Source organism: Mucilaginibacter gossypii, assembly GCF_900100945.1.
Classification (GTDB): domain Bacteria; phylum Bacteroidota; class Bacteroidia; order Sphingobacteriales; family Sphingobacteriaceae; genus Mucilaginibacter; species Mucilaginibacter gossypii.
Window position 1 is genome coordinate 203140 of the sequence record NZ_FNCG01000001.1, and the last position, 20407, is coordinate 223546.

Genomic DNA, 20407 nt, shown 5'->3' on the forward strand with positions numbered 1-20407 from the left:
AGTTTGCAATAGGAAACAGGCGATTTATTTTAGAGTGGTAGAAAGTTGGTATCAGATTCAGTTATTAATTGATTACTAATTTTAATGGCTTTTTGATTGTTTAAAACTTTTTTGCTAATTTTTATAGTTTTGAAATTGTTGTTGGTATACTTGTATTTTAATTAGGGATATAGTTTAAAACAGGCGTATGGTAAATGCAGTTTTTGAATTTGAATTTAATAATCAGGTTGTTGAGTTTGATATCAGCGATAAAGATTTAATGATCAATGCCACAGAAATGGGCAAAATCTTCGGTAAAAACCCAACAGAGTTTTTAAAGCTGAAACAAACTAAAGATTTTATTGACGAATTGAAAAGCATGCCCTTGCCTTTTAATGAATCGAATTTTGAAGGTAACAGCACAAAGAATTCTGCCGATCTGGAAGCCATGATATTTGTGAATAAGCTGGATGGGCTATGGATGTGCGAAATTTTAGCATTGAAATTTGCAGGTTGGCTTAACCCTAAGTTTGAAGTTTGGGTGTATAGCACCATCCGGGAATTTTTGCCTAACTTAAGAGATAACAACGAAGCCTATAAACAGATTGTAAAGTTCGAAGATCAGTTGGATAAACTGGTGAAGAAACTACAGGGTAATGCCGATTTTCAGGCCTATATGCAATTACAGGAAAAATTGAAAAAGCTGCCTTACCGGATCAAACGAAATAACCAGGCCACTTTAAGGCAATACAGGCAATTGAAAGCTATTTGATATATTGTTTATAAAAGAGGGGACTCAGCTTTCCCAGGGTTCGTTTTCCTCTCTTAAAAATATTTAACACTCCGGTTTGCTAATCTAATGTCATTAAATCACTGTTGATTTAGCATTAAATAATTGTTATCCTATTTTTTTTACTTTCGCTTTTTATTAGCTCCCGGGGAAATTCGGATTTGATCAATCCTTGCTGGTCACGTCTTGGGGGAAACTAAAGCAATGCGTTTTTCATGAAAAGTAAATTGAGGTTGGCCGAATATAAAGTACTTTTATACAGGCTGTTTTTGGGATATTTGTTTTATTTTATTGCAAGGGTATTATTCTTTACTTTTAATACGCACCTGTTTGCAGTTGACAGCTTTTGGGCGCTGCTCAAATTGTGCTATTACGGTATGGCCTTTGATACCACGGCGCTGCTTTATATTAACAGCTTATTCATCTTGCTTAGCGTTTTACCTCTAACGGTAAACACCCGGCCCGGTTTTCAGAAGGGTATGGCTATCCTATATTTTGTTACCAATTTACTCGCCTACGCTACCAACTTTGTTGATATTATTTATTATCGCTTTAGCCAGGTGCGTTCAACGAGGGCAACACTTGATGTGTTGGCCGATGAGAACAACAAAAAACTATTGTTTACCCATTTTTCGGAAGCCTACTGGTATGTCATTATCATATTCATATTGTGTTCACTTTGCTGGATCTGGCTCTATAACCGGGTGAAGCTAACACCTGCCGCAGCACGGGATAAAAAAGTATATTTCTTATCATCTATAATATCGTTCGTGCTCATTCTGGCGCTGGTTATCGGAGGCATTAGGGGCGATTTTGCACACAGTACCCGGCCTATTAATATGGTTGATGCTTATAAACACATCACGGTGCCCAACCAGGGTGATATTGTGCTGAATACCTCGTTCGCTATTTTCAGGACACTGGGCACCAACAACTACAAACTCCAGCACTGGACGGATGAGGCTTATATTAAAACCAACATCAAACCTATAAAACAATACAACACCAAGCCGGCTAATAAGCCTAATGTGGTGATCATTATACTCGAAAGTATGGCCCGCGAGTATTGGGGCAGTATGAACCGCGACGTTAATATACCGGGATTTAAATCCTATACACCTTTTTTGGATTCAATCTCCGGCAGCAGTCTTATATTTACCAATGCCTACGCAACGGGCAGGCAATCAATCCATGCCATGTCGTCGGTATTGGCGGGGATTCCCTCGTTTCAAAATGCTTTTACCTCATCGCCATATGCCAAACAGCAGATCCAGTCGATAGTGTCGGTTTGCGACAGCATGGGGTATCAGACTTCGTTCTTTCACGGGGCAGCCAACGGGTCGATGGGCTTCCAGGGCTTCGGCAGTATTTTGGGATATCAGCACTATTATGGCCGTACCGAATATAACGACGATAAAGATTTTGACGGCATCTGGGGCATTTGGGATGAATATTTTTTCCAGTTTATGGGGCATACGCTGAGCAATCAGACACAACCCTTTATGGCTACGCTGTTCACGCTGTCATCCCATGATCCATATCAGCTGCCCGAAAAATATAAAGCGAGGTTTAAGGGTGGTCCGCTGGCTATTGATAAATGTGTTCAGTATACGGATAATTCACTGCGGATTTTTTTCAATTATGCGAAGACCCAGCCCTGGTTTAACAATACCATTTTTGTGATCACGGCCGATCATACCAGTCAAACTTATTATCCTGAATATAGTAAGCAGGTTAACCGTTTTGCTGTGCCTATCCTGTTTTACAGCGCCAACAGCGCTTATAATCTGAAAGGTGTGCGTACTGATCTGGCATCGCAAATGGATATTTACCCAACTGTGGTGGATTTGATTGGTTATAACAAGCCCTTCAGATCATGGGGGAGGAGTTTGGTAGGCAACCATCCTGATGAGCAGCCAAGGGTGATCAACTCAACAGGTAACATCTACCAGTTTATGCAGGGTAACTATACCTACCTGTTTGATGGCAAAAACTTCACCGGCATTTTTGCCGTGGCCGACAAAGGACTGGAAAAAAACCTGATGACAGCGCAACCCAATGCCGAAATGCAAAAAGGCATGCAGGATTGTAAAGCCCTGATACAAGATTATACAGATAGGATTGTGAACGGGAAGCTGTTGGCGAGGTAGGGTTTCGATAGAAGCGGATACGCCTAATCAGTGTGGCAGGTACACTTATTTGCTACATATCCACACCACCCCAACTTTTCAACAATACCCTAAAACCCCCGCTAATGCATTAACTTTACCCGATTAACAGAAGGAGTAACCGCTTGGCTAAAGATACTACCAAAGAAACCCCCTTAATGCAGCAATATAATGCTATCAAAGTAAAGTATCCAGGTGCTTTATTGCTGTTTAGGGTGGGCGATTTTTATGAAACATTTGGCGAAGATGCCGTGAAGGCTGCCGGTATTTTAGGCATCGTGCTTACCCGCCGGGCAAACGGCGCCGCTACACATATTGAGCTTGCCGGTTTCCCCCACCATTCGCTTGATACTTACCTGCCTAAACTGGTACGTGCGGGACAGCGTGTGGCCATTTGCGATCAACTGGAAGATCCTAAAACTACCAAAACCATCGTTAAACGCGGTGTAACCGAACTGGTTACCCCCGGTGTCGCCACTAACGATAACATCCTTCAGCAAAAAAGCAATAACTACCTGGCCTCGCTGCATTTTGAAAAGAATACGATAGGCATTGCCCTGATCGATATCTCTACCGGCGAGTTCATGACCGCCCAGGGTAACAGCGATTATATTGATAAGCTGCTGCAAAGCTTTTCGCCCAGTGAAGTGATCTATCCCAAAAGCCGTACACGCGATTTTAAAGATACTTATGGCGATCGCTTTTACACCTATGCCCTTGACGAATGGCCATACAGCGGCGATTACGCCACTGAAACGTTGCTTAAGCACTTTGGTGTAAAATCGCTCAAAGGCTTTGGTATTGATAAACTGAATTTAGGCATCATCGCTGCCGGTGTTGCTATTCATTATTTGAATGAGACAGAACACCGTAACCTCGGGCATATTTCGGCCATCAGCAGGATTGAGGAGGATAGGTATCTTTGGCTCGACAGGTTCAGCATTCGCAACCTCGAACTGGTGGGTTCGGCCAATGAAAACGCCATGACACTGGTTGATGTGCTTGACCACACCTGCTCGCCTATGGGCGCGCGTTTGCTGCGTCGCTGGATTGTGATGCCTTTAAAGCAAATCAAAGCTATCAATGACCGCTTAGGCGTGGTTGAATACCTGATAGAAAACGAAGAGCTGAGGGAAGAGTTGCTCCAATATCTACGCCAGATAGGTGATTTGGAAAGGCTCATCTCAAAAATAGGTTTACAAAAAGCCAATCCACGTGAGGTTTGCCAGTTAAAAAAGGCCCTAACCGCCATAGCCCAAATTAAACGCATAGCCGAATCATCACAAAGTGCCCCGTTACGCGCCATTGGCGAGCAGCTTAACCCCTGTGCACTAATTTGCGAAAAGATAGAACGTGAATTAAACCCCGAGCCTCCGGTGATGCTGGTAAAAGGTTCGGTGATGAACGAGGGTATTAACGAGGAGCTTGACCGTTTGCGTAAGATCGCCTTCGGCGGTAAAGGTTACCTGCTGGAGATTCAGAAGCGCGAAGCTGAATTAACGGGCATCCCATCGCTTAAAGTATCGTTTAATAACGTGTTTGGCTATTATTTGGAGGTTACACACAGCCACCGGGATAAAGTGCCAACCGAATGGATCCGCAAGCAAACGCTGGTTAATGCCGAGCGGTACATTACCCCCGAACTTAAAGAATATGAAGAACAGATTTTAGGCGCCGAAGAAAAAATCTTCGCGCTTGAAACGCAGCTTTATAACGACCTGCTTTATTCGCTTGCCGAGTATATTAAACCTATCCAGTTGAATGCCCAACTGATAGCCCGTTTGGATGTGTTGCTCAACTTTGCAACCATCTCCATTAAAAACTACTACGTTAAGCCCGAGATTAATGAAAGCAAGGTACTTGACATTAAGGGCGGTCGCCACCCTGTTATTGAAAAGAACCTGCCGATAGGCGAGGAGTACATCACCAACAGCGTTTACCTCGATTCGGAAACCCAGCAGATCATCATTATTACGGGCCCTAATATGGCGGGAAAGTCGGCTTTATTAAGGCAAACAGGCTTGATAGTACTGATGGCCCAAATGGGTTGTTTTGTGCCGGCTAAAGCTGCGTCAATAGGCCTGGTCGATAAGATCTTTACCAGGGTAGGTGCCTCGGATAACCTTTCATCCGGCGAATCGACCTTTATGGTGGAGATGAACGAAACTGCCAGTATCCTCAATAACCTGAGCGACAGGAGCCTGATCCTGCTGGATGAGATCGGTCGCGGTACTTCAACGTATGACGGGATCTCCATTGCATGGTCAATTGCCGAGTATCTGCATAATCACCCTACGGCAAGGGCTAAAACGCTGTTTGCAACCCACTATCATGAGCTTAATGAACTCAGCAATTCGTTTAACCGCGTTAAAAACTTTAATGTATCGGTTAAAGAAGTGGGGCAGCAGATCATCTTTTTACGTAAACTGGTACCGGGTGGCAGCGAGCACAGCTTTGGGATCCACGTGGCTAAACTGGCAGGTATGCCTTCAAAAGTACTTTCCCGTGCCAATGAAATTTTAAAGAAACTGGAAAATGAACGCACCGGCGGCGAGCATATCAAAGAAAGTATCCGCAAGGTTCAGAAACAAGCTGTACAAATGCAGATGTTTTCAATAGATGACCCCGTATTGGTGAAGATACGCGATACCCTGAATAACCTTGATGTAAATACATTAACCCCGGTTGAGGCATTGATGAAGCTGGACGAAATCCAAAGGGTGGTGAAGAGTTGATTTTCGAAGTCCGAAAGTCCGATGTCCGTAAAGTCCGAAAGTTTTGACCTCTTGCCCGAAAGCCAGGAGCAGTTTTAATGAGTTATGCATTTTTACTTCCGGACTTTCGGACATCGGCCTTGCAGACTTCTTCCACCCATGTTAATATGTTAAAAACATCCGCATCCTCTCAATAAACATTAAAGTTAATTTTACTTTATGAGCATATACCTGCGTCGTAGTTTTTATTTGTTTATACTTTTCCTTTCCCCATTTATATTAAGTTCATGTCACTCGCGCAAGGCCGCTATGCGCGGCCAGCCGGGTGAGGTGGTTAATCCGTCACCTGATATCGCTTCAAAATATTCCGAAATTATGGAGGTTGATAAGGGCAGTATTCAAAATGGTCGCCTTTACGCTTTTATTGATCAATGGATGGGAACACCCTATAAATTTGGTGGATTAGATAAAGACGGGATCGACTGTTCAGGGCTGACTTTTTTGCTGGAACAGCAGGTTTATGGTATTACCATTCCCCGCATGACCAGCAAGCAGATATCCGTCATCAAACGAAAATATGAAGACGAGCTAAAGGAAGGCGACCTGGTGTTTTTTGATTTCGACGGAAAGCAGTTTAGCCATGTGGGTGTTTACCTGCAAAATGGCTACGTAGTACATGCCAGCTCACGTCGCGGGGTTATCATCGTAAAACTGCGCGATCCATCATTATACAAGTACTTTTCGAGGGCAGGTTCTATTGAAAATGTACCTACAAGCATGAATTAGGTAATACAAATTTTAGGAGGATTTTTGCGAACTACACCAATATAAAGTTTAAATCGCCTTCATGTAATTCGTTAAAATTTGAGCCAATTTGTGCAGTAATTTTCAATAATTTTGCACCATCATGGCCGACAAAAAAAAAGATTACTCATTCTGGACTAAGTACAAGCGGTTCGCAGGCACCGAGATCATGCTTTATGTGATCATGGTGCTTGGTATTATCCTCGGTATCGTGATATTTAGTTACCTTTAACTAAGGTAACGTTATCATTATCTACATCCGCAATTGACTGGTAAAAATCAACAAGGTCCTGATAGGTGTCTTTACTATATGTACCATCTATGATCTGTAGCTTGCGACTGTATACCAGCTTATCCCCATTTACAGTTGCACTTGATTCAAACTTTCCGAAAGGTTTTTCGATACTTACTTTTTTAGGGCGCATATCAACCTTGTATCCTGCGGGTAGGGTATAAGTGATCTCATCCTCATCGGTATATCCACGGTTAATGTAAACATCGTTATGTCGGTTACGGACCTCACGTAACGGCGAACTTACACGGTTGGCCGGGTTGGCCAGAAAAATTATTTTTCCGTCAGATACCGAGCCATAGTCTGTAGCCGAAATTTTTAACGTTTCGGTGGTGTATGGTTGTTCAACTTTAAACTGCTTCAGATCTGCACTTTCAATATCAAGGTTATTAATGGGATAAATCTTCTTCAGATCTTTGATCTGTTCTGTTTTCGATTCATAGATCACATGATCACGATCTTCATAATTAGTGCCCTTGAAATTGGTAACCATTGTGCCTGACAGGTTACCGTTGGCACTTAATGTAAAATTGGCTTTGCGTTGTTCAAGATTAGCCTGGGCCGTGTATTTTGGCGTATGCATTAATTTGCCACCTTGCGGTGTACAGGCCAGCACAATACGGTCATCAGTGAAATCGCCTAAAAAGCCAAACGGTATGTTCTGACTGGTACATTCTAAAAAGGTGGTATCATTTTTAAAAGGCAGGCACAAAATAACATGATTGCCCTGGTCCATGCTTGCAAAGTCGGGCTGAAAGTTTACTTTGGATGGTCCTGCTTCCACTACGCAGTAGTATGAATCAATGTTGATAGCCTTTAATAAGGCCTGCGTGTAGTTAACCAGGGCTTTGCAATCACCATAATTTTGAGCATCAACATCTGATGCCAGGAAGGGTTGATAACCGCCTATCCCTACTTGTATACTAATGTAATGCGTTTTGCTTTGCATGTATTCATAAACCTTGCGCGCTTTGGCTTTAGGGTCGGTTATTGAACTTGTAAGCTCTTTTACTTTCGCCACTGTTTGAGGCGAAAGCTGCTGGCGGCCTGCGTTAAGCTTGTCATATTGCCATTGCCCAAGTTCTTTCCAGTTGGTAAATGAGCCACTGATACCACGGTAAATGAATTTTTCGGGCGCTATTTCCAGCCTGGGCATTATTGATCGGTAAACAGGGCTGTAAGGTTCATGCTTTAAAGCTTTCAGGTTGCTAATTTGCCAGTTGTATGTTTGTAGCCCAAGCTTATTGGTGCCAATTGTTACCTTAACAGGTAAATTGGTTTGTTTGTATTTGATTTTAAAATCGGGCTTGCAGATAAATGTATACGAGCTTTTTTCAACTGCTATACCATCCGAAGGAATAGGTTGCCAGCTCTCAAGGTCAAGTGATTGTTTTGACTTTACATCATACTCATAACTTACGGTGTAAGGATAATCATTTACCCTGGGTTGATAATGTTTTATCTTTAGGTCGGTAAAAAGTGAAAAGCCATCGTGATTGCTGTCATCATCAAAGTCGCTTTCTGAAAATTTACCTGTGGGCTTGCCCCATTGGTTGTAAATCATTCCTTTTATATCCTTAATATAACGACTTTTGTCATGCCATATCGCTATATCAACGTCATCGTCACCATTTTTATTGAGTACGGTTATTACTTGTTTTACGTGACAAAGTGTGTTATCTAAGTCTTTAACCTCAACAGTAACTTCCTCATTACGCACTATTGAGCTGGCATAAGGCAAAAGGTCTTTTGAAATGAGCGATACGTCGTAGTTTTCCTGTGCTTTTACACAGGTTACCGCCAAAAAGATAAAAAGGGTAGTTAAAAATGCTTTCATTATTTTTTCTTGAAGATCATATCTCCTTTTTCCGTTAGAATGATCTTATTAAACAGCTCCTTAAGATAAGGGTATTCGGCCGAATCATAAACCGACTTGTTAAACTGGGTAATGTTTGAAAAGGTAAAACTGTTATTGTCCTGGCTCTCAAACGTGGTAGCAAACATGCCGCCTTTGTTTGGTAATGAAAACGCTACTATCTGGGGCGGGGTTTCAATGATATATTGCGCAGGCAGGTGCATCACCAAAACAAGCCTCTTGTCTGAGGCAAAGGCCCAGTCAACAGGATAATCACGTTCGGCAAGTTTGAACGGGTTGGTGGTGCGTTTTTCCCAAAAATAAGGGTTAAATGCAAGCTTATCATGATTGGTATTATCAAATGCATCTATCTCCACTTCAAAGGTTTCACGTAGCGGGTTGTCAAGACTGTCGAGATTTGCTATGTCTGACTTAAGTACTTTTAATTTAGGTTGTTTCTCGTCAAAATCTTCAACATATTCATCAACAGTATTAAACTTTTTAATGACTTTGCGTTTTTCGTAAGCGTCGTAACCTTTGTAGTAATTGGTTATTGTACCTTTTAGCTTTCCATTATCAAGCAGTGTAAGATCGAACATCCGTGTGGTGGCCGCTTTTTGCTGAGTGCTTAACTCTATCCAGTATGATGGTTTATTAAGGCTAATCACCCTTCCCTTATCGTTTATACATTTAAGAGGGAGTAAACCGAAGGACAATAACGGATCGGTAGCATCGAGCAGGTAGGTTTGATCGCCAATAGTTAACCTGGCTATAACGTAGTTAAAGTCGCTAAGTACCGGGTAAAGGTTATTCACCATTCCATGGTCGCGGGTTGAAAGCAATACGGCATCGGCGTTAAGGCCAGCAGCGCTTAGCGCGGTAATAAGTGTCAGATTAATATCGGCGATACTGCCGGTGTGAGTATCAAGGGCTTTCTTAATACCTTCGTTACTTTCTATACCGATATAATCGTTCCATTTTAACTGTTTTTGTACCCAATTGTAGATGGTTTCAGCTTTATCCAGATCATCCGTTTTACCCGCAATAACAGGGGCTATGCGTTCTTTAAGCAAGCTGGTCCGTTTTAACTGGGAGCCAAATCCGTCTGATATTTTTAACTGGCGGTCAACGTCACTCCATTCCTTGCTTATAACACTTTTAACATTGGTATAAGGATTTGTCCATTCAACCAGTTCGAAAAATATAGCTGACAGGAAATTTTTACGCGCCGTCATATAATCTTCTTCAACAAAGGCCGGGATATCTTTCATGGCATAAGTAATGTGCGAGCAATCGGCTTTGGAGCCTCCGGATGAGAAGCATTCGCGTTCAACTTCCGAAGTGCTTTTAGTGAGTTTCAGTGCTCCGCGTAATGACGCGTTAAAGTTCCAAAAGCCTGGGATATGTACTTCATATTGAGAGTATACTTTAGGAACATCATCCTGGAAATTCCATCCATGAAATAAATCCCAATACGGAGATACAACTTCGTATTTATATTCAATGACACAGCCGGGGCGTAAGGCAGGTAATACAAATTTTACTGTGCTGCCATACTTATAATCTTTTACGGTATAAACTTTTTTGGTGTCCAGTTCGACCTGTTGAATTATGCCGTTATCATCCTTGTAATAAGTTGTTCCGCTAATGTTTTGAACTTCTTCAAAACTATTATCGCCGTTATGGATGGGAATTGCGATAGTACCTTTGTTAAGGCCTTCTTTACTGAAGATCTTTATTTTGGTATGATAGGTAAATACCATCCTGATATGGTCACTGACTTCATCAATTCTGGTTTTGCCAAATTCGTTAAAAAAAACGGCATTTGCCTGCGGATCTTTATCATATTTGGCCATTTCAATCTCCTGGTCGGTGATTCCGGTTTCAAAATCCTGTGCGGCAGCTTTGAGTGATAAGCTGATAAAAATCAAAAGAATAAGAGTGATTTTGTTCATACAAATTGTGATAATTAGGGATAATCAAATTAAATAATAAATTGGTATATTAAATAAATTAAAAAATTTATTCTGCTGATTAATTTTAGGACATTTGCGACCTTTGCATCTCTGAACACTTACAAATGAAATTAAATTTAAAACGGCCCCTGGCTTTCTTTGATCTTGAAACAACAGGTACCAATATCGGTGCCGACCGTATAGTTGAAATATCTGTTATCAAGCTTAATCCTGATGGCAGCGAAGAAGTGAGAACGTGGCGTGTTCACCCGGGCATTCCTATCCCGCTCGAGTCGTCGCTGGTGCACGGCATCTACGATGAGCACATACAAAACGAAAAGCAATTTAAAGAGCTTGGCCAGGAAATAGCCGATTTTATTGGTGATAGCGATTTGGCCGGATACAATTCAAATAAGTTTGATATCCCCATGATTATGGAGGAATTTTTACGTTCCGGAGTGGATTTCAACCTGGATGCCCGCCATTTTGTTGATGTACAGAACATATTTCATCAAATGGAGCAACGCACGTTAAAGGCTGCCTACCAGTTTTATTGCAATAAAGTAATTGAAAACGCCCATTCGGCCGAAGCAGATACCCGCGCTACCATGGAAGTTTTGCTGGCGCAGATTGAGCGTTATGAAAATGTAGAGTGGGAGGATAAAAAAGGTAATAAAATAATCCCTGTTGTGGGCGATGTTGAAGCGCTGCACGCATTTACTAACCTGAGCAAACCGGTTGATTTTGCCGGTCGTATGGTTTATAATGAACAGGGCGAGGAGTTGATAAACTTTGGCAAACATAAAGGCAAACGTGTTGAAGACGTGTTGAACGCCGAGCCAAGTTATTACTCATGGATGATGCAGGGTGATTTTCCGCTTTATACTAAACGCAAACTCGAAGAAATTTACACCCGCTGGAACGCCAAAAAAGCAGCCGAACGCCAGGCCAACAAAGCTGCCCAGCCAAAACCGGCAGATCAACAGCCCGCTGCTTCTAAACCTGAGTACCAGAAAAAAGAGTATACCAAGCCCGATCATACCAAAAATCAGCAGTATCAAAACAAACCTTTTAAAAAGAAGGATGAGCCAGCCCAGCCGGTTAACGATGATATGCTGGCCCAGTTAGCGTTGAAGTTTAAAAAAGGATAATATTTTGAACCCTGATTTTAGGATTAAAGGATTTTAGGATTTTTTATTGAAACCCTTGCATAAATAATTGCAAGGGTTTTTTGTTGATATTATTTTGAAACCAGAAAAGGAAGGATACGTTAACCTTTAACCTTTAACCTTTAACCTTCAAAAAATCGATATTTCGTTTCAATCCACTAAATTTTGTGCGCTTAACGGCCGAATTTTTAAATACTTTTTGAAAAATATCCTGTGTAATGTCCTGCCAGTCGGCGGTTTTCAAGTGCAGTAAATCAGGGTGCGGAGTAAAGGCTGGTTCGGTATTTAGCACCGAGAAGCGGTTCCAGGGGCAAACATCCTGGCAAACGTCACAACCAAACATCCAGTTATCCATCTTACCTTTAAACTCCTGTGGAATTTCGTTTTTAAGTTCGATGGTTAAATAGGAGATACAACGGCTGCCATCAACTACGTACGGCCCTACAATAGCATCAGTAGGACAGGCGTCGATACAATTGGTGCAGGTGCCGCAATGATCGGCTGTGGGAGCTATATCGTACTCCAGTTCAAGGTCAATGATCAGTTCGGCCAGGAAAAAGAACGAGCCGGCTTTTTTGTTGAGCAGGTTGCTGTTTTTGCCAATCCAGCCCATTCCTGCTTTACGTGCCCATGCCTTATCAAGTACCGGTGCCGAATCAACAAACGCACGGCCGCCTACTTCACCAATTTTATCATTAATGATTTGCAGTAATAGCCTCAGCTTATCTTTAATCACCGTGTGGTAGTCAATTCCATAAGCGTATTTAGAGATTTTGGGCGATAACGGATCATCCTGCTGCTGATCGGTATAATAATTAATGCCTAATGATATAACCGATTTAGCCCCGTCAACCAACAAACGCGGGTCAAGGCGCTTATCGAAATGGTTTTCCATGTACGCCATTTCGCCATGCATGTTTTTATTGAGCCAGGATTCAAGACGCGGGGCTTCGTCTTCTAAAAAATCTGCTTTGGCAATACCACAAAACAAAAAGCCAAGTTTTTGTGCCTCGTTTTTAATGAGTTGACTGTATATGGCTTTGTTTTGCTGCATTTATGCAAAGATAGTATAAATTGAAATTGGTGCGCGAACGGTTATGCTCTTCAATAAGGTTTAATCAATCATGGTATACTTGTATAAGGAGATTATTCGTTATTATAGTTTACTCCGTTTTGCTATAAGTTTACTATTGGTGCAGTTTTTGTATCTGATAAAAAAAGGGATTTATAGCATGCTTGAGCATATTAAATACTTGCCTGCGCATGTGTTAGGAATGCATGCAGCCGGCCACGTTACTATTGGCGATTATGAAAAGGCCTTAAGACCATTGCTTGAGCAACAGGTAAAACAAACTGGGCGAATAAACTTTTTACTGGTGCTGGAAACTAATATAAAAAATTTTACAGCAGGTGCCTGGTGCGGCAATATCAGGCTGGGCCTTAAATATTTTACCCGGTGGAACAAAGTTGCTGTTGTAACCGATCAGGACGGTGTTCGGGAGTTCAGTCATTTGTTTAAATATATTTTACCGGGCAAGTTTGCGGGCTATAAGCTGGAAGAATTGCACGAAGCCGTAAAGTGGGTAACAGAAGTTAAATAAATAACCATTATGGAAACAATACATAAAACAGCAGCGATGAATAATGATGATTCAGATCTGCACAATGATGAGTTAGGTGAAAATACCGGCGATGATACGATTATTGCTGAAATACTTCATTTGAAACCCGGCGAGAAAGATATCAGCAAAATGCCCTCATCAAATATGGGACAAGGCCCGGCGGGTGAGGATTTGTGAGCCGTCCGTCTTCTAAAGGGAAGATACGGGTGATATTAAACAAGAACTGCCCGCTCTTTGAGCAGGCAGTTCTTGTTTAAATGTGTTGAGATTAATAATGCTATCCAACCACACCCTTTAGGGGGGCTAAAAGCTGTTCCTGATACTGTTGCTTAACGTTTTGGTGCTCCAGTATCCGCTATCTAAAATACGGCGCACAGTCATTAATGGATCGGCTTGATCACGTTTATCAGCTAATTGGAAAGCCATTTTAAAACCGCGTTTCCTAAGCTCAGGCAAAGCAGCTTTGTTCCAGATGCCAAATGGATAAGCAAAGTAGTCCATTTTTTTGCCGGTGATTTCTTCCAATGTTTTAGTTGGTTTTTCGATTTGGGTAACCCAGTCGTCCACCGGGCGATTGGTTATTTTACCATTTTTGCCAATGATCTTAAGGGTTGATGTATGTGAATAACGGTCAACACGGTGGTGGTCCCAGGTGTGGCTGGCAATAACGTTACCTTCGTCAGATAGTTGTTTTACCTGCTCTTTGGTCATGTAATGCGGACGGCCTAACGATACGGTCATCACAAAATAAACCGCTTTAAAACCATACTTTTTAAGGGTAGGATTGGCAATGGTGAACTGATCAAGGTCGGTATCATCAAACGTAAGCATGATAGGCTTTTTAGGCAGCGGCGCGCCCTTGGTAAGGTATGCATAAAGCTGATCGGGCAGTATGGTGTGGTAACCGCTGTCGGCCAGCATTTTGATGTGTTCTTTAAAAGCAGCAATTTGGACAATATAATCCTTGGCGTTTTTTGAATCGGTAGGCTTCCAGTCGCGAATTTGGTGGTAGCAGAGAATAGGGACTTGCTTGCGGGCTAAAATGGCAGCGGCATCACCTTGTGAAGCAGCATTGGCAGCCGGAACTTCAGCAACCGGGGTAGCAGTAGTTGATTTATCTGATGGCTTCGACTGGCATGAAACAGCGCCGAAAGCACAAAGGGCCAGCATGGCTAACGTTTGTTTTATCATATTATAGGTTGGTTTTATTCCTTAATTAACGGCAGCTAAAATAATAATTATATAACACGCAAGCCTTGCGATGTAAACAAAATTAATTAAGACTTTAAGTGTGATAACCGGATAATTATTCGCTTTTATTGATGATCTGCTTCAGGCCCGGCTCGCATGTAAGCAGGTGCCATCCGCCAAAAACTACAAACACTTTGTTATGGGTTTTAAGCAGATTGTCAATGGTGCGAAGCAGGCTTTGATCCCTGATCTCTTTGGAGGCTCTGCCAATTTCCTGAAATTTTCCTTTGGGGTCAAACGGATTGGTAGGTTCCAGCTCCTCGAGCTTAAAAGGGCGGTTAAGCAGTTTTTGATAGGCGGCTTCAAAATAATCCAGGGTTTGCTCAGCCGGAGAAAGCTTTACTCCACCTGTTTTCATGATATAGCCTTGTATAAATTTAGCATAATTTGCTTTAAATGTCGCGCTATCGGTAACAGGAGGCCGTTGGCCCCACATTAAACGTTCGGTAACTATATAAGCTAAAAATTCGCTGGTAGTGTATCTCTTCAATAGCTCTTTAAATTCAAGGCTATCGGTCATGTCGCCGTTAACGGTTATAATTTTAAGGCTATCTGCAAGGGTTTTGGTAAGCCCTATTTCACCATCTTTTTGAATGGCTTCTTTTTTTGAGGCGAAAACCTTTTTTGAAACATCTCCTCCTTCGTTAACACATACATCAGGTCTGAATTCAAAAAATGCCTTTTCGATCCCCTTAAACATCGGATTTTCGGTGTCGTTGTTATCTGGCAAATGGTTAACGCCACAAAAAACAATCTCCTTTTTGTCGTTTTTAAACCTTAAGATGTAGGGATTGGCAGGCAAGTGCCCGGCAGCATCAAGTTTGATCTTTAAGTAACTAACCGTTGGGTAAACCTCAGCGGATGCTTTGTCTTTTTTGGTTCCGCAGCTTAACAAGGCCGAGGAAAATAACAGTAATAAAGTTATGTATTTCATCGGCCCTGTTGTGTTTGTTATAAAACTATACGCTTTCCTTCTTTTATTGACCGCTTGGCGGCATCCAGGATTTGCATAACAATCATATTGTATTTTAATGATGAACGGTCATCCGGGTGCCTGAGCGGATTTGCGAGGGCTGAAGTAAAATAGGCTACCGGCGCATCAGCTGGTGCTACCAGTGGGGCAGCTTTATAACCTCTTACACGGTTATTAACTTTTATTTCAACACTATCCTTATCGAAGGCATGGATATAACCCTTAGCACCGAAAATCTCCATATCCTTGATACTGAAAGGCCAGTTCCAGGAGGCTTCAATCTGCCCGGTGGCATTGGCGTATTCAACCAATATGGTGGCATCATCCTCAACCTTCGGATATACGGTTGGTTTATAATGCCTTGCGATGGCGGTTACTGCTATCGGGCGCTGGCCCTTCATTAGCCAGGTCATCAAATCAGCGCCATAGCAACCAAAATCATTCAGTGCGCCCGCACCATTTAATACAGGATCTGTTAACCAGCTCAAAAAATCTTCGCTGCAGCCAATTTCGCGTGGCCCCTGGTGCCCGTCATGTACCACCATTTTACGGATCAAACCTATGCTGTCCTGCTTAACGGTGTTATAAGCATCCTGGAACGATGGGTACCAGGTAGTTTCATAATTGGTTAATACTTTGACGTAGTATTTAAGGGCCAGAAACTCCATACGTTTAGCCTGCTCAAGGGTGGCGGCCAACGGTTTTTCAACCATTACAGAAATACCTAAGGGTGCGCAGGTCTCCACAATATCCACATGTTTGCCAACAGCGTTGTAACCCAACACAATAGCAGGCTTACGGGTGGTGCACATTTTCCTTAGGTCATCAAAAAACAGGGAATCGGGCAGGTTATATGCTTTGCCAAATTTTTCCCAAAGCTTTTTATCAGGTTCGGCAATGCCTACAATATTTACGTTCCCTTTTCGGTACTCACTTAATATGAGGTGGATATGGTCATGGTTTAAGCCCATAATACCTACTTTTAGTGTCGGTACGGGCTTGTGTATCACTGGTATGGTGTCTTTTTTTGCCTTGTTAACTGAATCGGCAGGTGCCGTAACCGAAGGGGCTGGTGCTGTACCCGGTGGCGGTGGTGTTGTTTGTGCCGATGCGATAGTTATGCAGCTTAAAAAGAGCGTAGTTGTAGTGAGCAGTTGTTTTAATTTGGTTTTCATGATTGGTGGCGATGTATACGTTTATCTCAAAATAAGGATGGATTTCCTCCCAGCTTTATCTTTCCTAAATGTTTGTAGGCAGCCTCAGTAGCTTCACGGCCGCGGGCCGTACGCATTAAAAAGCCTTCCTGTATTAAAAACGGTTCGTAAACTTCTTCAATTGTGCCCTCGTCTTCACCAACTGCTGTTGCAACGGTTTTTAAACCTACCGGACCGCCTTTAAACTTATCAATAATGGTAAGCAGGATCTTGTTGTCCATTTCGTCCAGTCCGTGACTATCTACATTTAAAGCGTTCAATGCGTACTGGGCAATCTCCGTATCAATCTTGCCATTTCCTTTTATTTGGGCGAAATCACGTGTGCGGCGAAGTAATGCATTGGCAATACGGGGGGTACCACGACTGCGGCGGGCGATTTCGTAAGCACCTTCATCAGTAATAGGTGTTTTAAGTATCGATGCCGAGCGTAGTACAATGGTGGTAAGCAGTTTGGCATCGTAATATTCCAGGCGCGAGTTGATGCCAAACCTGGCCCTTAGAGGCGCAGTAAGCAAGCCGGAACGGGTAGTTGCGCCTACCAGGGTGAATGGATTAAGCGAAATTTGTACCGAACGGGCATTGGGGCCGCTCTCCAACATAATATCTATCTTAAAATCCTCCATGGCCGAGTAAAGGTATTCTTCAACCAGCGGACTTAAGCGGTGAATTTCATCAATAAAAAGGATATCCCCGGTTTCAAGATTGGTAAGCAAACCAGCCAAATCGCCGGGTTTATCTAAAACAGGGCCTGAGGTGATCTTAATGCCTACACCCATTTCATTGGCGATAATGTGCGAAAGGGTAGTTTTACCTAAACCCGGAGGGCCATGCAGCAGCACGTGATCAAGCGCTTCACCGCGCTGACGGGCAGCTTGTACAAAGATCTTTAAATTGGCTAATATTTTATGCTGACCGGTAAAATCCTCAAATTGCTGCGGGCGTAATACTTTTTCAATATCACGTTCGGCCGGACTGAGACGTTCGCGTTCAGGGTCAAGATGCTCATTCATTGCCAACGAAATTAGTAATTTTTTAGGCTAAAGGTGAAAGGTTAAAGGTAAAAGGTTTGTTTCTTTTGAGGAAGCGAAAGGTTAAAGCTAAAAGGCGAAAGGTTTTTTTTCAGTCGATAGATTAATTTGCTTTAAATACAAAAAGTTAAAGTTTTGTTATGTAACCTTTAACCTTTCGCCTTTACCCTTTCACCTTTAAAAAATCACCCCTCCGGATATTTCCTGAAGATGCTGTTGATCTTCATTTGGATCACGCCCAAAAATGCCTCGCGAAAAATTCGGGTTGACATTTTAGAGGTGCCAGCCGTGCGGTCGGTAAATATGATGGGTACTTCTACCAGCTTAAAACCGTGTTTAAGGGTAGTATATTTCATTTCGATCTGGAAGGCATAGCCAACAAATTTGATTTTATCCAGGCTCACGGTTTCAAGTACTTTACGCTTGTAGCACATGAAGCCGGCGGTAGCATCCTGCACCTTCATTCCGGTTATAAAACGAACGTATACCGAGGCAAAGTAGCTCATCAGCACCCGGCTCATGGGCCAGTTAACCACATTTACACCGGTTACATAACGGGAGCCTATTGCCGCGTCGGCACCGTCGATACAGGCTTGCCTTAGCTTTAACAAATCATCTGGGTTGTGTGAAAAATCGGCATCCATCTCAAAAATATAGTCGTAATGATGGGTTATGCACCATTTAAAACCATGTATATAAGCAGTGCCCAATCCCTGTTTCCCGGCTCGTTCTTCCATGAAAAGACGACCTTCATATTCGGCCTGCAGGCTTTTTACTATCTGTGGCGTGCCATCAGGCGATCCGTCGTCAATGATCAGGATATGAAAATCATGAGGCAAAGAGAATACCTTGCGGATCATCCGCTCGATGTTTTCCTTTTCATTATAGGTGGGTATGATTACGACGCTATCAGGCACTGAACGTTATTTTAGAAAATGAGTTAAATGTTTAAGCTGCGAAAATAATCAATTTATAGAGCATCAAAACAAAAAAACAGGAAAGCACATGCAGTCCTGTTTTTTCGAAGTCATATTTTATAGGTTATTCGTGTCGGCGATAACCTCGTTTTCTATATAAGGGTCGGTGATATAGTTTCTTTCTTTAAGGCGAGGCGCAACAAACATGAAGATGATGATAAACACTCCAATAAAACTTACGAAAAACCACTCATAGTTGGCGCCCGCAAGATTTTTGGCCCACCAGCCACCGTCTTCAATAAGTCCGTTAACAAGAGCTGTGATCAGGTTGCCAAATGAAACAACCAGGAACCAGATTCCCGACATGGTACTTTTCATGGATTTTGGAGAATGGGTATAAGCGTATTCCAGCCCGGTAATTGACACTAATACTTCTGCAGCTGAGAGTATTAAAAAGGCCAGCACCTGCCACCACATCGATGGTGAGCCACCATGATCAATACTAACATGTGTAAAACCGATAACTACAAACGATAATGCTGTTAAAACCAAACCGGCACCCAGCCTGCGCAAAGGTGTTGTTTTTAACCCGATCTTATCTAAATTGGGATAAATTACATAGTTAAACAGTGGTATGAATAACAAAAGGAAAATGGTATTAAATGTAGACATTGAACCTGGTTCTATCTGGAATGAGGTAAAACCAAGATTGATGTTTCGATCCATTTTTGCGGCATATAGCGTCCATTCTGAAAGGCACTGGTCCCAAACAGCCCAAAATGCCAATGCAAAAAAGAATACGGAAATCACACGGTATACTGCTTTAACTCCTTCAACCCGTTCCGGATCATAGCTTTCTTTGGCAATATCAAGTAATGATTGGCCTGGTTTCTTTTTACTTAAATGGGTAAGTGCATACCATGTAATAAACACCAGGTTATTTCGGTTTACGCCCTGCGGAGGCACTTTTACATATTTTTTGCGGCCCATAAAAAATATAACAGTTGCCAAACCCATTAATATCCCGGGAACACCAAAAGCCCATTTAGGGCCGTAATATTTGTAAATGGTAGGGATAGCAATCGTTGATAACATAGAGCCTGCATTGATGCTAAAGTAAAACCAGCCGTAAACTTTTGAGAGCAAATCCTGATTGCTGGCATCAAACTGGTCGCCTACGTTGGCCGAAACGCACGATTTGATACCACCCGCACCGATGGCGACAACAAGCATACCTATTTCAAAGCCACTAAGGCTTGTATCAAACATCGCCAGCAACAGGTGTCCAAAGCAATATACTACAGAAATATAAAGGATGAGCTTGTATTTGCCGGTAAACCAGTCGGCCACCATGCCGCCTACAAATGGTAAAGCGTAAGCCACCATAACAAATAAATGGTTCAGCTTATTGGCATGGGCATCAGCCTGTTGGGCTAACGCGGGATTACCTGCAGGGTTAAAGAATTGTTTTACCAAAAAAAGGGTAAGTATCGAACGCATGCCATAAAAGCTAAAACGTTCAGCGGCTTCATTGCCAATAATGTAAGGGACGCTCTTGGGGAATTTTGATTTTAGGGGAGCAGTTTTTTCTTGCATCAGTTAACTTAAAAATTTGCTAAAGGTAATATAAATCTTATAAACCGAAATTTAATACCGAAAATGAGATACTTTCTGTA

Annotated in this window: 17 protein-coding genes; 8 read left to right on the forward strand and 9 right to left on the reverse strand. The window is 42.3% G+C overall.

Annotated elements, in window-relative coordinates:
• The first annotated feature begins 187 nt into the window (after positions 1-187).
• The 5 genes from BLS28_RS00970 (at position 188) to BLS28_RS31290 (ending at position 6687) form a co-directional block, all read left to right on the forward strand.
• The gene (locus tag BLS28_RS00970) at positions 188-751 is read left to right on the forward strand and encodes a KilA-N domain-containing protein (protein ID WP_091162386.1); all 564 of its coding nucleotides are present in this window, start codon (positions 188-190) and stop codon (positions 749-751) included.
• A 233-nt stretch (positions 752-984) separates the two neighbouring features.
• Positions 985-2919, forward strand: coding sequence for an LTA synthase family protein (locus BLS28_RS00975; RefSeq protein WP_091162388.1), 1935 nt, complete (start codon positions 985-987; stop codon positions 2917-2919).
• A gap of 143 nt (positions 2920-3062) precedes the next feature.
• Positions 3063-5672 carry a DNA mismatch repair protein MutS gene (mutS, locus tag BLS28_RS00980; RefSeq protein ID WP_091162391.1) on the forward strand — a complete coding sequence of 870 codons (2610 nt, stop codon included), beginning with the start codon at positions 3063-3065 and terminating at the stop codon, positions 5670-5672.
• A 198-nt stretch (positions 5673-5870) separates the two neighbouring features.
• Complete coding sequence (locus BLS28_RS00985) at positions 5871-6437, forward strand: C40 family peptidase (RefSeq protein WP_176844331.1); 567 nt, start codon at positions 5871-5873, stop codon at positions 6435-6437.
• Positions 6438-6558: 121 nt separating this feature from the next.
• A complete protein-coding gene (locus BLS28_RS31290; protein WP_256337313.1) occupies positions 6559-6687 on the forward strand; it encodes a hypothetical protein in 129 nt (42 codons plus the stop codon).
• Here the strand turns inward: BLS28_RS31290 and BLS28_RS00990 are convergent.
• Positions 6674-8584, reverse strand: a complete 1911-nt coding sequence (locus BLS28_RS00990) for a DUF3858 domain-containing protein (protein WP_091162393.1) — start codon at positions 8582-8584, stop codon at positions 6674-6676. The two genes, BLS28_RS31290 and BLS28_RS00990, sit on opposite strands and share 14 nt — an antisense overlap.
• Positions 8584-10557 (reverse strand): DUF3858 domain-containing protein, encoded by a 1974-nt coding sequence (locus BLS28_RS00995; protein ID WP_091162395.1) that lies wholly within the window; start codon positions 10555-10557, stop codon positions 8584-8586. Before BLS28_RS00995 ends, BLS28_RS00990 begins: the two co-directional genes overlap by 1 nt.
• Before the next feature lie 125 nt (positions 10558-10682).
• On the opposite strand from BLS28_RS00995, the gene BLS28_RS01000 reads away from it, so the two are divergent.
• On the forward strand, positions 10683-11708 hold the full coding sequence (locus BLS28_RS01000; RefSeq protein ID WP_091162396.1) for a 3'-5' exonuclease: 1026 nt from the start codon (positions 10683-10685) through the stop codon (positions 11706-11708).
• 133 nt (positions 11709-11841) lie between these two features.
• Here the strand turns inward: BLS28_RS01000 and queG are convergent, their stop codons facing one another.
• Positions 11842-12780, reverse strand: coding sequence for a tRNA epoxyqueuosine(34) reductase QueG (queG, locus tag BLS28_RS01005; protein WP_091162398.1), 939 nt, complete (start codon positions 12778-12780; stop codon positions 11842-11844).
• 178 nt (positions 12781-12958) lie between these two features.
• Here queG and BLS28_RS01010 point away from each other — a divergent pair, with 178 nt between their 5' ends.
• Both BLS28_RS01010 and BLS28_RS01015 read left to right on the forward strand, forming a co-directional pair.
• Positions 12959-13327, forward strand: coding sequence for a SpoIIAA family protein (locus BLS28_RS01010; protein WP_218134327.1), 369 nt, complete (start codon positions 12959-12961; stop codon positions 13325-13327).
• A gap of 9 nt (positions 13328-13336) precedes the next feature.
• The gene (locus tag BLS28_RS01015) at positions 13337-13525 is read left to right on the forward strand and encodes a hypothetical protein (protein WP_091162402.1); all 189 of its coding nucleotides are present in this window, start codon (positions 13337-13339) and stop codon (positions 13523-13525) included.
• A gap of 126 nt (positions 13526-13651) precedes the next feature.
• Here the strand turns inward: BLS28_RS01015 and BLS28_RS01020 are convergent, their stop codons facing one another.
• From BLS28_RS01020 to BLS28_RS01045, 6 genes are all read right to left on the reverse strand, one after another.
• Entirely contained in the window at positions 13652-14539 is an 888-nt protein-coding gene (locus BLS28_RS01020; RefSeq protein WP_091162403.1) for a polysaccharide deacetylase family protein, read from the reverse strand.
• 115 nt (positions 14540-14654) lie between these two features.
• Positions 14655-15533 carry a hypothetical protein gene (locus BLS28_RS01025; protein ID WP_091162405.1) on the reverse strand — a complete coding sequence of 293 codons (879 nt, stop codon included), beginning with the start codon at positions 15531-15533 and terminating at the stop codon, positions 14655-14657.
• Between the two features lie 17 nt (positions 15534-15550).
• On the reverse strand, positions 15551-16747 hold the full coding sequence (locus BLS28_RS01030) for a Gfo/Idh/MocA family protein (protein WP_091162406.1): 1197 nt from the start codon (positions 16745-16747) through the stop codon (positions 15551-15553).
• 26 nt (positions 16748-16773) lie between these two features.
• Positions 16774-17796 carry a Holliday junction branch migration DNA helicase RuvB gene (ruvB, locus tag BLS28_RS01035; protein WP_090526672.1) on the reverse strand — a complete coding sequence of 341 codons (1023 nt, stop codon included), beginning with the start codon at positions 17794-17796 and terminating at the stop codon, positions 16774-16776.
• A 203-nt stretch (positions 17797-17999) separates the two neighbouring features.
• Positions 18000-18731, reverse strand: coding sequence for a polyprenol monophosphomannose synthase (locus BLS28_RS01040; RefSeq protein WP_091162408.1), 732 nt, complete (start codon positions 18729-18731; stop codon positions 18000-18002).
• Positions 18732-18848: 117 nt separating this feature from the next.
• Entirely contained in the window at positions 18849-20327 is a 1479-nt protein-coding gene (locus tag BLS28_RS01045; protein ID WP_091162409.1) for a POT-type proton-dependent oligopeptide transporter, read from the reverse strand.
• Positions 20328-20407: the final 80 nt, after the last annotated feature.

Coding starts and splice junctions, on each gene's coding strand:
- BLS28_RS01020 (WP_091162403.1), bottom strand. CDS start 14,539: ATGATAAAACAAACGTTAGCCATGCTGGCCCTTTGTGCTTTCGGCGCT.
- BLS28_RS01025 (WP_091162405.1), bottom strand. CDS start 15,533: ATGAAATACATAACTTTATTACTGTTATTTTCCTCGGCCTTGTTAAGC.
- BLS28_RS00985 (WP_176844331.1), top strand. CDS start 5,871: ATGAGCATATACCTGCGTCGTAGTTTTTATTTGTTTATACTTTTCCTT.
- BLS28_RS01010 (WP_218134327.1), top strand. CDS start 12,959: ATGCTTGAGCATATTAAATACTTGCCTGCGCATGTGTTAGGAATGCAT.
- BLS28_RS00970 (WP_091162386.1), top strand. CDS start 188: ATGGTAAATGCAGTTTTTGAATTTGAATTTAATAATCAGGTTGTTGAG.
- BLS28_RS01000 (WP_091162396.1), top strand. CDS start 10,683: ATGAAATTAAATTTAAAACGGCCCCTGGCTTTCTTTGATCTTGAAACA.
- BLS28_RS31290 (WP_256337313.1), top strand. CDS start 6,559: ATGGCCGACAAAAAAAAAGATTACTCATTCTGGACTAAGTACAAGCGG.
- ruvB (WP_090526672.1), bottom strand. CDS start 17,796: ATGAATGAGCATCTTGACCCTGAACGCGAACGTCTCAGTCCGGCCGAA.
- BLS28_RS00990 (WP_091162393.1), bottom strand. CDS start 8,584: ATGAAAGCATTTTTAACTACCCTTTTTATCTTTTTGGCGGTAACCTGT.
- queG (WP_091162398.1), bottom strand. CDS start 12,780: ATGCAGCAAAACAAAGCCATATACAGTCAACTCATTAAAAACGAGGCA.
- BLS28_RS01030 (WP_091162406.1), bottom strand. CDS start 16,747: ATGAAAACCAAATTAAAACAACTGCTCACTACAACTACGCTCTTTTTA.
- BLS28_RS01015 (WP_091162402.1), top strand. CDS start 13,337: ATGGAAACAATACATAAAACAGCAGCGATGAATAATGATGATTCAGAT.
- BLS28_RS01045 (WP_091162409.1), bottom strand. CDS start 20,327: ATGCAAGAAAAAACTGCTCCCCTAAAATCAAAATTCCCCAAGAGCGTC.
- BLS28_RS00975 (WP_091162388.1), top strand. CDS start 985: ATGAAAAGTAAATTGAGGTTGGCCGAATATAAAGTACTTTTATACAGG.
- BLS28_RS00995 (WP_091162395.1), bottom strand. CDS start 10,557: ATGAACAAAATCACTCTTATTCTTTTGATTTTTATCAGCTTATCACTC.